Below are 12686 nucleotides of genomic sequence, written 5' to 3' on the forward strand. Positions count from 1 at the left end.
AATCTCTCCTATTCTCCTTTCCTCTCAACCACTTTGAACCTTTCCTCGCCATATATTAGTGCTAAACTTGAGCCGTTCTCCCATCTCACATGGATTTGACCAATATCGTCAACGAAGAGTATTTCTCCTCTGGTTCCACTAGGTGGAGCCTGTGCATCGTCCATATGAACCAGTTCGACAACGTCTCCGACATGATACATCTTTTTGACAAATTCTTTCTTCTGTCCGAACATTCTCAACACTTCCTCTCTAGTTCCTGATTATGTCTCCAATTCTCACCCTTTCAAAGTACAAATCCCTTTCAATCTTACCGTAGGAGACAATGACACCGTTGATTCTTATTGGTATCTTAAGGTTCTCCAACTCTGACAATGAGAAATAGCCGTACTCGTTGAATTCAGGTGTTATCGGTGATTCTACATATCCGAAGAAAAGGTAATCACCGTTCTCCTGTTTCTCTGCTTCCAGCACGTACCAAGTTCCCAGTCCGTAAGGGTTGAAGAACTTCATCACCACTATCGCGTCATCTCCTTTTCCGTCTTGGGAATAGAAAGGGAAGGATTTGAGTTTCCCTTCCATTTCCCTTGTCATCAGTTTCATCTACATTCCTCCTCTTAGTCTGCAACCATGATTGCTTAGATCCTCTTTTCTCAAGCTTTCCTCACCATTGTAACAACATCTGAAACCATCCTCAAAGTGATACAAATCCATTCCAAATGGAGAATTGGACTTCCAGTCAATCACCTTGATTGGTTCGTTCTCTCTTAACATCTCACAATTATCGCAAGGGCATTCCATAGTCTCACCTTCTACCACCAACTGCAATACTCAAAGTATAGATACTTATCGTCTTTCAAGACTTCGTCTATTTTCTCTACGGTGTACTGCAAATCGTAGTAGTACCACTCGTCATAGTCTATCGCACCAAAGAAGAAACCAGGTCTTGTTGGGAGAAGTTCCTCTGCCTTGTCATTGTCTGCGAGCACTGTTCTGCATAGGTCTCTTAGTTCCTCTAACTGTTCCCTGCTTACAGAGTGTGGTTGGCAGTTGTCCTCTCCGTCCTGAGCGTTGACTACGAACCAGTTGTGTACCTGATTGGACTTTCTCCAGTAAATCACCTGTTCTCTTACATTCTCTCCGTCTTGTTCAAATATTCCTTCCAAAAACATGTCTAATCCCATATCATCACCTTTCTAACAATCTATCATGTATATCTTCAAATCTTTTATCTCCATTTGGCTTAGGTAAAGAGAGCTAATCTCCATACCTATCTCAAGTGTTGCTCCGTTCTCATGGTAGACAAATTCCTTGCAATGAAAACAGAAGCAATTGCATTCTATCACTATGCTCCAGTTGCGAACACAGGGAGCGACCTTTGCGATGTAGAAATCACCGCAATCGGTTAGGCTCATGTACTCTCCGTTCTCATTCACCTTCCAGTAGGTGTCGAACAGGGTCTCAACGAACTCGTCCATTCAGAACCACTCCTCATCGTCATCATCGTAGAAGTCAAGTTCATCGTCGGAATCCTCGTAGTCCTCACAGGTTCCTTCGCGAATCTCTACATTGCCTTCGTCATCGTCTATGATGACAACGCAATCGACGTCATCATCAAATTCGACTGTTTTCTCACCGTGCTCGTCCTCAAAGGTAACTTTCATCACCATTCTATCACATCTCCTTAGTTTTCTCCAAATATGTCAGTTTTCCTGTAACTTATAAAGTCAACAACCAATTCTCCCACATTCTCAAACGGGACGAACCCATAAGAGTTGAGGACAATACAAATAATTTTCAAGTCCTTCTCAGAGACCAATGCTAACAGAAGATAGTCCACTGAGAAGTTGTCTCCAATAGCCTTCAGCCAGTTCACCATATCTCTCACCCTCCAATCAGAATGACTTGGGATTTCCCACTATAAGTGTTGGTGTCATCTATTATGCTCACTTCCTCAAGGTTCACTCCGTCATCGACAGCCTCTCCAATTGAGTCATAAAGAGAGATGCTGTATTTCAGGAAATCTCTGAGATTGACTGCAATCTTACCTTCTTCTTCAAATGAACAGTAGTGCTCAACTATCTCGCCAACTGCTCTGTTGGTGAAAATCCTGCTGACACCGTCTCCATTACGGAAGAAGGTCTCGACCATTTCTGCTATTTCGTTCTCGCACAAATCCACAAAAACCATACAAAAACCACCTAAATTACCCATTCAATGTATCCTAATTCCCCAATTTTCTTGGAATTTAACCCAATTGAGAACTCTCCGTCTTCGTAGGTCAATTCTAAGTCAAATTCATCGTCCTCTAAGACAATCTCATCGTGTTCTGTGGTTGCAAAAGCCAAATCTGTGGTGTAGCACTTGATGACAACGGTCGGCTCAGTATAGCAGTCTGCATCACCAATGTAGACACTTATAAGGTTTACAGTACAACGGCATAGAACATCACTTATAATACGATTTTGATTGATAACGTTTATCGCGTCCATTCTTTCACCTCTAAAATTATGAGACAAGGAGATTAGAACTCCTTATGGTTAATCTCGTTTTGTCTTATGATTCTGCACAATACATTGACGAATCTCTTAAACTCTTTTATTAGGAATTCGCAATGAACGGTGCAGTCACCTTCTTTCAACTGCTCAAGTACATCCTCGGTTATATCCTCGTATTCCTCAAGAGAATACCAGAACTCGTTGATGACTTCCTCGAATCTTTTGTCTAACCTTTCCATTGACTGTTTGAGTTCCTCTCTGTGAGGCTTATAGGTAACAGTCCTTTCTAAGTACTTCTCGATTTCCTCTAAATCACTAAAGAATCTACCTAAGTAATAGAAGTAGGTCTCAACGTCTCTCCAGTGATAGTAGTAGGATTCACCGTATTTTTCCTTAGCCTCTTTGATTCTTTCTTCTCTCACCTCGTTGTAGGATTCGTAGGTAGGATAGTCAACTGCTCCTTGACGAGCAAGGGAGTAAGTGTTGACTCCTGCCTCTCTAATTCGACTGTCTAGTGTCTTGATTTCTTCTTGTTGATAATAGGTTCTCTCTACGACTCTTAACATGAAATCGCCTCTCTGTGCTTCCTTCTTTCTCTTCTAAACGGACGGAAACACAATAAAAGTTATTTTATTCGTATAGATATAAATGTTTTGGACAAAATAAGAAAGAACAACGCTCTGTTAAGAGAAATAATTCAAATATACAGGTTTGAGGAAGGTTGGAGCAACCACGCTCAGTTTTACACTTGTAAGGTAACTCAATTCTGTTCTAACCAACGAGATTCTGGTCTTTTCCCGGTTTGAAAGTATTACTCGCGGGTGCAAAAATAATAATGTCTAACCTGTTCGTCATTGGTCTCGGTGGGGAAAGACGGTCGGATCTTTAAGCTATATGAAAAAACCCGATATAGCCCAACGCTGAATAAAGAACAACCAATCTAACCAGTTGAGAACGTGAAAAACAGTAATACTTTTTTGGTAAACCGTAACGAAAAAGTATTACTCAGCTCTCAACAATTCACCCGAATGAAGAGGAATCAGGGGTTTCTCATTGGTCTTTGAAGGGGTTTTTGAACGTTTTTTGAAATTTCAAAAATTCATAAAAAATGTTTGAAAAATAGCATAAAATTTGAAAAAACTTGGAAAAATAGCATATTGTGTGAAATTTTAGAAAAATCTGATAAAAAAAGCAAAAAGTACAATGAATTTTATGAAACTCAATTTTTGAAATTAGAGACCAAACCAAGACCAAAACAACCTATTGAATAATCAAAAATAAGGCAAAGAATTAGATAGTTTCGACTCAAAGACTATAAAATAATAAAAGCTAAAAACAAAAAAATAGAATGATACAATAAATGTGCAAAATGTAAGTTTGTAAATCTACATCATTAAATAAAAATGTCAGAAAAAAATAGGATTTTTAAAAATAAAGTAGAAATGGGTGAACAAAACTACTTTATTTTTAATTAACACGAACGCAATTTTGAAGATAAAATATGGCTTTGCAGGCAACTCTCTTAAAAAAAGGCACAGCAGAACATCACATCTACCACGACCGAATTAGATACCATCATTTAGATTTTATTTAACCTTTAAAATCTAGAAAAAAAGAAAAACCCAAAAAATCAAAAACAGAAAAGATGCAAAACAATTTGTAAAAAATAGCGAAAAAAACAAATAACTTTCCACTATGCCCAAATTGAGAGAATTGTCCATGCAAAATTTCTTTCTTTTCTCTTCAATTAACATAGTGGAAAATTACAAATAAAATTTTAAGGATTACCTTTTCAATCCCAATCTCCTCATCTCATTCTGTATGGCTATATGCTCCTGTGAAAACGTTTCCTTCCTGTGTCCGTTAGCACTGGTTCCATAGCTTCCAAGATTGTATTTCTTGTATTCATCAACAATTAGTATCTTCTGCTTAATCTTCTTCCTCCTTTTTGCCTGGTATCTTGCCTTCTGTTCCCTTTTGGCATTAGTCCTGCAACTCTCCGAACAGTATATCTGCCTGTTGTGCCTTTTGGTGAAGGGCTTGCCGCAGTATTTGCATTTAGTCTGATTTTCATTTTTATCTTCAGGTGTCTGTAGGGTGTCCTCTTCGCTCAACATAAAAATCATTGCTTCTTCTCTAATCTTGCTTGCTTCACTTCCTTCCTTATGTAGTCTCCCCTCCAGAGCTTCAAGTGCCAATGTGTGCTGCAGAAGCACCTGTCGCACCAAACCCTTAAATTCTGATGCAACAGCAATCCAAACAGCACTTTAAATGCACTCATCTCCGTTACCTTTCCACAGTACGGACATCTGAACTTCATCATTTGTTCCTCCTTGATGTCCATCCTATGCAATATGTCAGTCCTCCATCATTGTTGACAGCCCTTGAACTTATCCTGCAAATGTTCAGTGCTATCTCTCCTCCTATGTCTGGAATCAAATGGCTGTGCTTGCAGGTTCCACATACACTCAATTCCTCAATCTGTTTCATAAAAAGCTACTCCTTAATGTGAATCGTTCATGGAGCCGGTGATCCAAAAAAAAATAAAAACTGTAAAAAATAGCTCCAAGGTGATTTTTACGGTGCAATTCCGGATTCAAAATTCAAAAAACAAGTCAGTGATGAATTCAAAATCCTCTCTTGAAAATGTGTGGTCTGATTATGGTGTCTAAAAAACATTTTCCTTTCATTTTCATAATCTAAGTTGAAACTGGCTTGGAATTCCTTCCTTAAGATCCATGATATTCTCCTAGATAGTATCTCCTATTTCCTAAGTTGTGTGTCAGCTCATAGCATAACCTATTGCATAATCTTTCCGCCTCGTCAAAGGAAAAAGAAGATGAGCAGGAATAGGATTGTGCAAAGACAAGCCTGTCTACCTTGCTGAAGAACCTGACTTCCACCTGCTCCTTCTCCTCGTTGACCTTGACATAGTACTCCTCTTCCCATTCGTCGCTAATCATTCCTTCACCTCTATCTGCACATATAGCAGGTCTCTCTTTTCGTCATCAGGATTGTCCTCAACTTCCAAGATGTCTACAATTATTCCTTCCATATATTTCAACATGGAATGCAATTCATAAATTGCAGAATATTTTAGAATAACAATGCCTTCCTTAATGTACTTAGGAATAGAGAAGAAATAGACTGCATTTTCTGACTCGATTTCATAATCTATTCCATCAAACTCCTCAGACAATCCGATTAATTCATCCATTCTCTTTTTAACATTCTCCAAACGTCCAATTGTCAACAAAAACAACTCCATTGCTTAAATAATTAATAAATAAATAAATAAAAAAATATATAATATATAATATATAAAAAATTAAAAAAAAAATAAAAAAATATATGCGAACGTGAATACACACTAGTGTGTATAATACACACTAATACACACTCAACATCACATATACTTTTTCAAAAATTCCTAAACTTTCTTAAATGTCACGTATGCCTACAACTTTAACACCTTTCCTAGTACTATTGTCAGCAAGCTTTGTTATCTTAAATCCTTCATCCTTGCAATATTTCAGCAAAGCTTTAAAATCTAAATCCTTATTGTCAGCAAATATCCTTAACTGGTTTTGACCAATGAAACCTCCATTGACTTCAGACATCCTTACGAGAGTGTCATGGCAACCTGCAAAAATATTCCTGTTATTGATAGCCAGAACCTTAAGCTGTTCCAATCGTGCTTCCTGTGGCCTCAATACATTCAATGAAGCCTCATGCTCTTGGATTTCCTTTTTAACCTCACTCAACTCATCAGAAGTCATAAGATGTTCCTTCAAAGTGTTGTTAAAAAAGGTAGACAAAGGAACTGTCAACTTTACTGCTGCTAGATCAACAAGCTCTTCATCAAGAGTAACGTTTTTTCTTACTTTTGACATAACAACCATCTTCAATAAATCAAATACCTGTTTAATATGTTCAATTTAGCTGATGCCCCACTTGTAAATGAATTCAATGTGGTTCACATGCAAATAGAAATTGAAATATCCTGTTTTTTCATCCTTAATTGTCTTTAAAGTACCTGTCAAATCTACTATATCCTCTTTCTTCAGTTCTCTGATTAAGTCTCCCTCATAATAGATCAAAAGTTTTATCGGTTCAGACATTTTAGAATCATCAAGAATTATCTCCTTAAGCACAGCACTTTGGACATCTTCAAATGTAGACTCGTCCTTAAGCCATCTAAAAGACCTGCATCCACATTCGGAGCATATTGCGGGTTCTTTCATAGGTGCATTCAAATCCTGTTCAACCTCATGGATTCTCATGCATCCTCTGCATTCAAATTTTGCAGTGTCAACCCTTGCGCTCACTTTATCAACATCATCCACAATTCCTCTAACTTTAACGAACTTCCCAATCATTCTGCTTGAAATGTCGGTTAATGAAAATTGATTGCTAATGTTTTCAAATCTGACATTTAAATCGGCATTTTTCATTAAAGGATCAATCTTCTTGATTGCTCTTTTGGAAATCTTAATGACTTCCATAGGTCTTTCAATCAGGTAGTCCGCCAAATCAGCGTCAAACTCTTCCAAGTCATTAAAGTCAACAATCAAAGACCTTTCTTCAGGATACTTCTCCAAAGCTTCGTAAACAGGGTCTCTGTAGTTATTGCTGAAAAACTCTTCCAGCTTATCCAAATTAGTTTTTTCTCCGTTAAGATCATTCATAGTTTCACCCAATAAAATCATTTTTAAAATGTGTTTAAGAGAAAGGAACTATCAAAAATTTAGTCCTCTCTCCGTTCATATTCAATCCTCAAATTTCACTTCTCCATTTGGAAGAGACTTTATGTAATCTATAAGCCTGTTCCTTTCCTCGTCAGTCATGGTGCCGATGGTCTTAGCCCTTTGGATGAGGACACCTTTGAGGCAAGGCTTTCCTTCGTCCTTGATTGTCTTGCAGATGGTCTTGACCCAGTTCCTGCATACAGGGTTGTCGTCTATAGGCTCGATCTCATCAGCAGTTGTGAATCCGACATCCTCATCATAAGGAGACTTCATTATCTCCTCGACCTCGGCATCGATAACATCGTTTTGCTTGGATTGGCTAGCCTTGTCGAAGGCTGGGTCAAGCTCGTCAGCGCTCACGTCTCCTGCACCTATGAGCTCGCTTATGGCTCTGTTTGTGGCACGAGTCTTGGCTGTCGCCTTTATGCTGTGGTTGCTCATTTCCCTTTTTCCGGACTCTCTCCTATCACAGCTTCCGTCTGACTCGACAAAGCGACCGTTAGGCAAGGTAGCCCTTACAGTATACTCCGCTTCCATGACTACACCCTTGTCATTCTTGACGATTTCCTTGTCGATTATCTGTGTGTTTATGTTGAAGGCACGTGCGTACTTCTGCCAAGCGCTCTTGGTCTTGTACTTCCTGCCTCTATGTGTCTGATAATCTGTTTCATCTAGCAATTCCCGAGTCAATCGCTGGTATGCCTTCCATTCCTCTATAGCATAGTCAACATCGACTGGTACATTATTCTCATTAGTGGTGGTTACCAATTCGTTCATGATTTATCTCCTATTTCATATTCGTAAAATTTCAAGACCCTATAGCAATCGTCACTTATCCTGTGCAAACAGCCGTATATGTCTGCAAACAGGAAGTTTCCTGCGGAATAGTGTCCGTAGGCATCTCTGATTCCTCTTGTGGACTTCCATCTCTGACCGTAAAAATCAGACTGCTTTTTGCAAGCCTTTCCTATATGTGAAAGGAATCCTTTGTTTATCTTGTCCTTTTCAAACAAAACGTCAGGAATGTCCTTTTCAGTCTTTCTGCTGAAGGTCACCTGGTAGAATTCAAATAGATTGTCAATAGCTTCAAGCAACCTGTAGGCACATCTGTACTTATCCTCATCATAATGAGATTCCAGATACTTCATGTATGCAATGGTGTCCCATCTCAAGAAAACAAGCAAAGAACTGTTCCTTCTCATGAAGTCCTCAAATTCCTTTGTCATCTAGATCACTCCTGCAACGGTCGGCTCTGCAAGCGCAAAGAAAAGAAGTAGCATTGCAATGCTTATGGCAAGGCATATGACAGCAAGGATTTCGACATCATGCCTTTCTACCCATGTCCTCTTGTGGAGCCTTGCAGGCTCGAAGTCTGCAAGCATGCTCATACGAACAGCTCCTCGTTTGTCCTTGGGTCTATGACCTTGACATCCTCTCTCCTGAAGCCTACAAGGTTCACAAGTGCAAACTTCTGATCCCTTGCCTGAGGCTTGCAGCAGCATTCGGAATACTTTTCGCCCTGTAGGAAAACAATGCAGGAAAAGGGAGGGTAGATGGAATACCCTCCTTTTTCTCCTTTCCTGATGTTTTCAACCATCTCTGCAACCATATCCAACACCTATTCAGTGTCAAACTGTGGTTTGCAGAAGCTGCAAGGTTTCATGTCTAAAGGCTTTTCCTCGAGAATGGTCTTGTTCTCATTCAACAGCCAGTGGTTGCAGAAGCAGTCTTCCTTGTGATAGACCAATGTCCTTGTGTTTCCAACGTAGCACATCAGGCATCACCTTGGTCAACGCTTCTTATAAATTCACTAAGCTCTATCTTTCCCAATAACATGTCAATGAAATTAGGAGATCGTACATCACATTCAATAGCCAAAGCTCTTTTGATTTGAGCTTCGGTGTACTGAACGCCTTCTATTTCTATTAATCTTTCCATAATTACACGCTCGATATTATTTAAGGAAAATTATGGAGCGCAAACTCATAATAATCTTCCTTATTTAGTTATTTATTGTTCTTTGTATTTAAAACTTTTTAAATAAAAAATAGAGAGCAAATAAATCTTATTTTCTAAAAATAATCTCTTTAAAAGTTTTTTAGATAATAAGTGAAAAGTTTTAGAAAGATATTAAAAAAAGTAGATTCAAATCTATACGGCTTAATAGCTGTCATTTAGCCATAAAAAGCAAGATTTTAAATATTGGAAAGTCCAATATATAAAATGTTGCATAAAAAAATAATTATCACGCTCGATATTTCTTTTTTTAATTGCAACAGCTAGTGGAGAGTAATTTACAATACGCCAATATTGCATTTTACTCTGCGAAGCTAGTACTTATTTTCACCAATTTTTTTAAATAAATTTCATAAAAGACATCTATTTTTTAAAAAATTTTTTGAGTTAAATACATACTCTATTTTCTGTTTTAAGTAGTATATAAGCAGTCATCCTGAGACAGACCCAGACCCCAGACCCGACCCCAGGGGGCGAGGTTACATTTCAAGTGTAAAAAAAAGTTTAAAAAAAATATAGTAAATTGAAAATAAACAAAAAAAGAAATAATTTCTACTATAAAAAATCCTTTGTGATTATTGATGAACCTTCAATGTCGGCTCTTAATCCTGCATCTCTTAACATAGTAATTCCATGCCTGATATCCCTACGTTTATAAGCTCTTTTTGCGACTTCCATTATTAAATCGTCACTGATGACATCCGGACGGAAGCCATATTCGCACCGATTCTTCAAAATCCCATACATTTCGTCTTGAGTATACTGTTCAAAAAAAATAGTGGAGCGATTGAAAACTGATCTAACAGCAGAGTCCGAATTCAAATCCTCTTCATAGCTGATTGTGAAAATGGAAATCTGAACATTAGGTTCAACCTCATGTATCCTTAAAAAATTATAAAGCATGTCATTTAACCCTTCCTTTGATTTGAACCTGTTAAAATCATCCATACAAACAATCAATATCTTATTGGTTTGCTTTAAATTTTCAGTAATCTTTTCTAATAAAGTGGTGTTGGTGTTTCCAATTACTGCTCCATCAGAATTACATACTTCCCTGTAAATTTCTCTATAAATAGCATTAGGAGTATTGTCCATCTGGCAATTGACGTATATTACTTCAACGTTAGAAAATTCATCAAGCAACAATCTAAGGAAATACTTGAGCGTAGTGGTTTTCCCTGTAGCATTCTCTCCAGTCAACAAGAGGTTTCTTGGAGCAATATTATTTCCAATGCAACGGCAATACGCCGCTAATTTGTTCACTTGCTCATCCCGATAATTGAAAATATCAGGAACATAATTCATCCCAAAAACTTTTTCATTTGCAAATACGCTAGATCCTCTATGATTTATAGCTTTTAAAAATTCATTCTTATTCATTTAAATGCCTCTTTAAAAATAAAAAACTCGTATAAATTCAATTACACATCTACCTACTCATGTACACTATAATTTGTAAACTGCCTATATAAAAAATCAAACTTAGAGCATATGAAAACTAATAGAGACTATGTTTCAAGTGTAAAAAATATGAAAAAATAGGATGAAAAAACAATGCAATAATATTAAAAATACGATTGATTATTTAATGCAATATGCAAACAACACCATTAATCCTTATAGGTGCAACCAATTAAAATGAAACATTATAAAATTTGATGAAAAAATAATATTAATGTATAGATTGCATCAACAGAAAATGGTAAAAAAAGTAAAAAAGGAAGAATGAAACCATTCCTCCAAATTAAAAATTTTGTGGTTATCTAACTGTCATCCAATGACCAACAATATCTTCCAATTGTTCATGAACAGCCTCATCAACATACTGTTTCATGTTATTCTTCATGCTCCTGTTTTCCTCAGTCAAGTCGGCAATCTTCTCTTCAAGGCTTTTCCTTTCTTCACTGGTTAGGAAGCGGACTTCCACATTCTCGAAGCTGAGGTCTGGAATGCACCTCATGTACTCCTCTCTGATGGAGTCCTTAAGAAAGGCGCTGTTGACATAATGGCTGTCTGTCTGTATTGGAGGGACATGCCCTTCCATCAATGCGCTTATCCTTGCATCAACACGGTTTTGAGCCAAGGTTGTGATGAAGAACTTCCTCAATCCATGGGCGTGGAAATTGGGGATTGTGGCAACGCTCTCCTCATATGTTTCCTTGCTTATCTCCTCTTGCTCGTACTTGTACCTGAAGACCCTTTCCCTTTCGGCAATCAGTGTGGACTTGTACCTCCCCAATGTAACGCTGATGGACTTTGCCTTTATATGCCTTTTATAGTTAAAGGTCCTGTTTCCAAAGAGTGGATCGTTCTTGGTTATTTCATAGTCCAGTCCTTTTTTCTCCCTCAGCTTTTCATAATACTTCACCCTTTCATTCAAGGAGAAAAGAATCAGGTCACTGCATTCGGGAGTGTTGAACACCTTGCACTGAACATTGCTCCTTATGGTCTTCTGAGGCATCAGCTCCCAAAATCCCATCATTCCAGGCTCAGCACAATTCAGGAAGTCCTTCACTTCAGTGCAGTTGTGGTATTCCTCTGTCGCCTTCATGAAGTCCTTCACCTTCAGATTGCTTATGTCTGCAATCCTCATGCCTGTCACTGCAGCGAAATTGATGATTGCCTTGTAGGGCAATGTGCAGATGTCCAAGACATATTTGATGTCCTCCTTTGTCAGGACATACCAGCTCTTGGGCACCTTGTTCAAGTCAGGAAACTTCGGCAATATGATTCCTAAAGTGTTGAAAATGGCTCTCATCCTTGTTATGTAGGAATTCAATGTGACGCTGCTGCAGTTGTTGTTTATCAGATAATCTATGAATTCATAATGCAGCAAATTTATCTTGGACTGGTTGGGATTGAACCTTATGATGACATTGTTCTCAATCCTGTCGTTCTGCAAGGACCTCAATTCGTGAATGGTCTTGTAGAATGGCTCGCCGGAGAATTCCATGAAGTTCTTCAGCGCCACAACGTAGGAATCCTTGCTGGCTTGTGATAATGTAGGTTTCTGCAATAAAAAGTTCTTGTACTCAGGGTCATTGAGCACCTGCTGTTTTGATATTTCCATATTAATACTTGCCTCCATGTCAATATAAAAGTTCGATAAGAGCATCTGAAAACTAATATTCGTTTTATTATGCTCGAACAAAAACCCTTGACATGGATACATCAGAATCATAATGGGTGTCTATCATATTAAATCATCCTATGTCCATCTTTTAAAGAATTTTCAATAATTCCATATGTTAATTTCTTTTTTAAATAATACTATTTTTATTTATAGGATATATAAAAGTAGTGAATATCTAATTATGGTGTTGTTTGCATGAATATTTTTGGTTTCTGATTTTGGTGGTGTGTGTTTTTTTTTTGGTGTTGTTTGTATGGATATTTTTGGTTTCTGTTTTTGGTGGTGTGTGTTTTT

The 12686-nt window shown here is 37.8% G+C and carries 25 protein-coding genes; 2 read left to right on the top strand and 23 right to left on the bottom strand.

All coding sequences use genetic code 11. The features are described 5' to 3' along the window. Nucleotides 1–8: 8 nt before the first annotated feature. The 11 genes from QZV12_RS04955 to QZV12_RS05005 form a co-directional block, all read right to left on the bottom strand. On the bottom strand, nt 9–233 hold the full coding sequence (locus tag QZV12_RS04955) for a DUF4314 domain-containing protein (RefSeq protein ID WP_295618241.1): 225 nt from the start codon (nt 231–233) through the stop codon (nt 9–11). 16 nt (nt 234–249) lie between these two features. Next, nucleotides 250–591 carry a DUF2958 domain-containing protein gene (locus QZV12_RS04960; protein WP_295618162.1) on the bottom strand — a complete coding sequence of 114 codons (342 nt, stop codon included), beginning with the start codon at nt 589–591 and terminating at the stop codon, nt 250–252. A 9-nt stretch (nt 592–600) separates the two neighbouring features. Beyond that, nucleotides 601–798: a hypothetical protein gene (locus QZV12_RS04965; RefSeq protein WP_295618165.1), complete on the bottom strand. Its 198-nt coding sequence runs from the start codon at nt 796–798 to the stop codon at nt 601–603. Between the two features lie 11 nt (nt 799–809). Then, nucleotides 810–1181, bottom strand: coding sequence for a hypothetical protein (locus QZV12_RS04970; RefSeq protein ID WP_295618168.1), 372 nt, complete (start codon nt 1179–1181; stop codon nt 810–812). A 12-nt stretch (nt 1182–1193) separates the two neighbouring features. Then, nucleotides 1194–1475: a hypothetical protein gene (locus QZV12_RS04975; RefSeq protein WP_295618171.1), complete on the bottom strand. Its 282-nt coding sequence runs from the start codon at nt 1473–1475 to the stop codon at nt 1194–1196. Continuing rightward, nucleotides 1476–1667, bottom strand: coding sequence for a hypothetical protein (locus QZV12_RS04980; protein ID WP_295618174.1), 192 nt, complete (start codon nt 1665–1667; stop codon nt 1476–1478). 14 nt (nt 1668–1681) lie between these two features. After that, nucleotides 1682–1837: a hypothetical protein gene (locus tag QZV12_RS04985; protein WP_295618177.1), complete on the bottom strand. Its 156-nt coding sequence runs from the start codon at nt 1835–1837 to the stop codon at nt 1682–1684. A 44-nt stretch (nt 1838–1881) separates the two neighbouring features. Continuing rightward, nucleotides 1882–2187: a hypothetical protein gene (locus tag QZV12_RS04990; protein ID WP_295618179.1), complete on the bottom strand. Its 306-nt coding sequence runs from the start codon at nt 2185–2187 to the stop codon at nt 1882–1884. Between the two features lie 11 nt (nt 2188–2198). Beyond that, complete coding sequence (locus QZV12_RS04995; RefSeq protein ID WP_295618182.1) at nt 2199–2489, bottom strand: hypothetical protein; 291 nt, start codon at nt 2487–2489, stop codon at nt 2199–2201. A gap of 32 nt (nt 2490–2521) precedes the next feature. Then, the gene (locus tag QZV12_RS05000) at nt 2522–3061 is read right to left on the bottom strand and encodes a hypothetical protein (RefSeq protein WP_295618185.1); all 540 of its coding nucleotides are present in this window, start codon (nt 3059–3061) and stop codon (nt 2522–2524) included. Nucleotides 3062–4410: 1349 nt separating this feature from the next. After that, complete coding sequence (locus QZV12_RS05005; RefSeq protein ID WP_295618188.1) at nt 4411–4569, bottom strand: hypothetical protein; 159 nt, start codon at nt 4567–4569, stop codon at nt 4411–4413. Nucleotides 4570–4592: 23 nt separating this feature from the next. Between QZV12_RS05005 and QZV12_RS05010 the strand changes: the two genes are divergently transcribed. Together QZV12_RS05010 and QZV12_RS05015 are read left to right on the top strand one after the other, a co-directional pair. Next, entirely contained in the window at nt 4593–4766 is a 174-nt protein-coding gene (locus QZV12_RS05010) for a hypothetical protein (protein WP_295618191.1), read from the top strand. Continuing rightward, nucleotides 4738–5007, top strand: a complete 270-nt coding sequence (locus QZV12_RS05015) for a hypothetical protein (protein ID WP_295618193.1) — start codon at nt 4738–4740, stop codon at nt 5005–5007. The genes QZV12_RS05010 and QZV12_RS05015 overlap by 29 nt, the downstream gene beginning before the upstream one ends. A 217-nt stretch (nt 5008–5224) precedes the next feature. On the opposite strand, the gene QZV12_RS05020 is transcribed toward QZV12_RS05015, so the two are convergent. From QZV12_RS05020 to QZV12_RS05075, 12 genes are all read right to left on the bottom strand, one after another. Beyond that, complete coding sequence (locus QZV12_RS05020; RefSeq protein WP_295618196.1) at nt 5225–5398, bottom strand: hypothetical protein; 174 nt, start codon at nt 5396–5398, stop codon at nt 5225–5227. Nucleotides 5399–5454: 56 nt separating this feature from the next. Further along, nucleotides 5455–5751 carry a hypothetical protein gene (locus tag QZV12_RS05025; RefSeq protein WP_295618199.1) on the bottom strand — a complete coding sequence of 99 codons (297 nt, stop codon included), beginning with the start codon at nt 5749–5751 and terminating at the stop codon, nt 5455–5457. Nucleotides 5752–5935: 184 nt separating this feature from the next. Further along, nucleotides 5936–6388: a hypothetical protein gene (locus QZV12_RS05030; RefSeq protein WP_295618202.1), complete on the bottom strand. Its 453-nt coding sequence runs from the start codon at nt 6386–6388 to the stop codon at nt 5936–5938. Between the two features lie 45 nt (nt 6389–6433). Further along, nucleotides 6434–7183: a hypothetical protein gene (locus QZV12_RS05035; RefSeq protein ID WP_295618205.1), complete on the bottom strand. Its 750-nt coding sequence runs from the start codon at nt 7181–7183 to the stop codon at nt 6434–6436. 81 nt (nt 7184–7264) lie between these two features. Continuing rightward, a complete protein-coding gene (locus QZV12_RS05040) occupies nt 7265–8020 on the bottom strand; it encodes a hypothetical protein (RefSeq protein WP_295618208.1) in 756 nt (251 codons plus the stop codon). Beyond that, entirely contained in the window at nt 8017–8445 is a 429-nt protein-coding gene (locus QZV12_RS05045) for a hypothetical protein (RefSeq protein WP_295618211.1), read from the bottom strand. The genes QZV12_RS05040 and QZV12_RS05045 overlap by 4 nt, the downstream gene beginning before the upstream one ends. A gap of 24 nt (nt 8446–8469) precedes the next feature. After that, nucleotides 8470–8631 carry a hypothetical protein gene (locus QZV12_RS05050; protein WP_295618214.1) on the bottom strand — a complete coding sequence of 54 codons (162 nt, stop codon included), beginning with the start codon at nt 8629–8631 and terminating at the stop codon, nt 8470–8472. Continuing rightward, complete coding sequence (locus QZV12_RS05055; protein WP_295618217.1) at nt 8628–8852, bottom strand: hypothetical protein; 225 nt, start codon at nt 8850–8852, stop codon at nt 8628–8630. Before QZV12_RS05055 ends, QZV12_RS05050 begins: the two co-directional genes overlap by 4 nt. A gap of 9 nt (nt 8853–8861) precedes the next feature. Next, nucleotides 8862–9017, bottom strand: coding sequence for a hypothetical protein (locus QZV12_RS05060; RefSeq protein ID WP_295618220.1), 156 nt, complete (start codon nt 9015–9017; stop codon nt 8862–8864). Further along, nucleotides 9017–9181 (bottom strand): hypothetical protein, encoded by a 165-nt coding sequence (locus tag QZV12_RS05065; protein WP_295618223.1) that lies wholly within the window; start codon nt 9179–9181, stop codon nt 9017–9019. Before QZV12_RS05065 ends, QZV12_RS05060 begins: the two co-directional genes overlap by 1 nt. 633 nt (nt 9182–9814) lie before the next feature. Next, entirely contained in the window at nt 9815–10639 is an 825-nt protein-coding gene (locus QZV12_RS05070) for an AAA family ATPase (RefSeq protein ID WP_295618226.1), read from the bottom strand. 379 nt (nt 10640–11018) lie between these two features. Further along, nucleotides 11019–12347 carry a hypothetical protein gene (locus QZV12_RS05075; protein WP_295618229.1) on the bottom strand — a complete coding sequence of 443 codons (1329 nt, stop codon included), beginning with the start codon at nt 12345–12347 and terminating at the stop codon, nt 11019–11021. Between the last annotated feature and the right edge of the window lie 339 nt (nt 12348–12686).

It is taken from the genome of uncultured Methanobrevibacter sp. (genome assembly GCF_902769175.1).
Lineage (GTDB): Archaea > Methanobacteriota > Methanobacteria > Methanobacteriales > Methanobacteriaceae > Methanobrevibacter.

Excerpts from the sequence above, each read along its gene's own strand:
- QZV12_RS04955 (WP_295618241.1), bottom strand. The coding sequence starts at position 233 with ATGTTCGGACAGAAGAAAGAATTTGTCAAAAAGATGTATCATGTCGGA.
- QZV12_RS04960 (WP_295618162.1), bottom strand. The coding sequence starts at position 591 with ATGACAAGGGAAATGGAAGGGAAACTCAAATCCTTCCCTTTCTATTCC.
- QZV12_RS04965 (WP_295618165.1), bottom strand. The coding sequence starts at position 798 with ATGGAATGCCCTTGCGATAATTGTGAGATGTTAAGAGAGAACGAACCA.
- QZV12_RS04970 (WP_295618168.1), bottom strand. The coding sequence starts at position 1,181 with ATGGGATTAGACATGTTTTTGGAAGGAATATTTGAACAAGACGGAGAG.
- QZV12_RS04975 (WP_295618171.1), bottom strand. The coding sequence starts at position 1,475 with ATGGACGAGTTCGTTGAGACCCTGTTCGACACCTACTGGAAGGTGAAT.
- QZV12_RS04980 (WP_295618174.1), bottom strand. The coding sequence starts at position 1,667 with ATGGTGATGAAAGTTACCTTTGAGGACGAGCACGGTGAGAAAACAGTC.
- QZV12_RS04990 (WP_295618179.1), bottom strand. The coding sequence starts at position 2,187 with ATGGTTTTTGTGGATTTGTGCGAGAACGAAATAGCAGAAATGGTCGAG.
- QZV12_RS04995 (WP_295618182.1), bottom strand. The coding sequence starts at position 2,489 with ATGGACGCGATAAACGTTATCAATCAAAATCGTATTATAAGTGATGTT.
- QZV12_RS05000 (WP_295618185.1), bottom strand. The coding sequence starts at position 3,061 with ATGTTAAGAGTCGTAGAGAGAACCTATTATCAACAAGAAGAAATCAAG.
- QZV12_RS05005 (WP_295618188.1), bottom strand. The coding sequence starts at position 4,569 with ATGAAAATCAGACTAAATGCAAATACTGCGGCAAGCCCTTCACCAAAA.
- QZV12_RS05015 (WP_295618193.1), top strand. The coding sequence starts at position 4,738 with ATGCAACAGCAATCCAAACAGCACTTTAAATGCACTCATCTCCGTTAC.
- QZV12_RS05030 (WP_295618202.1), bottom strand. The coding sequence starts at position 6,388 with ATGTCAAAAGTAAGAAAAAACGTTACTCTTGATGAAGAGCTTGTTGAT.
- QZV12_RS05035 (WP_295618205.1), bottom strand. The coding sequence starts at position 7,183 with ATGAATGATCTTAACGGAGAAAAAACTAATTTGGATAAGCTGGAAGAG.
- QZV12_RS05040 (WP_295618208.1), bottom strand. The coding sequence starts at position 8,020 with ATGAACGAATTGGTAACCACCACTAATGAGAATAATGTACCAGTCGAT.
- QZV12_RS05045 (WP_295618211.1), bottom strand. The coding sequence starts at position 8,445 with ATGAGAAGGAACAGTTCTTTGCTTGTTTTCTTGAGATGGGACACCATT.
- QZV12_RS05050 (WP_295618214.1), bottom strand. The coding sequence starts at position 8,631 with ATGAGCATGCTTGCAGACTTCGAGCCTGCAAGGCTCCACAAGAGGACA.
- QZV12_RS05055 (WP_295618217.1), bottom strand. The coding sequence starts at position 8,852 with ATGGTTGCAGAGATGGTTGAAAACATCAGGAAAGGAGAAAAAGGAGGG.
- QZV12_RS05060 (WP_295618220.1), bottom strand. The coding sequence starts at position 9,017 with ATGTGCTACGTTGGAAACACAAGGACATTGGTCTATCACAAGGAAGAC.
- QZV12_RS05065 (WP_295618223.1), bottom strand. The coding sequence starts at position 9,181 with ATGGAAAGATTAATAGAAATAGAAGGCGTTCAGTACACCGAAGCTCAA.
- QZV12_RS05070 (WP_295618226.1), bottom strand. The coding sequence starts at position 10,639 with ATGAATAAGAATGAATTTTTAAAAGCTATAAATCATAGAGGATCTAGC.
- QZV12_RS05075 (WP_295618229.1), bottom strand. The coding sequence starts at position 12,347 with ATGGAGGCAAGTATTAATATGGAAATATCAAAACAGCAGGTGCTCAAT.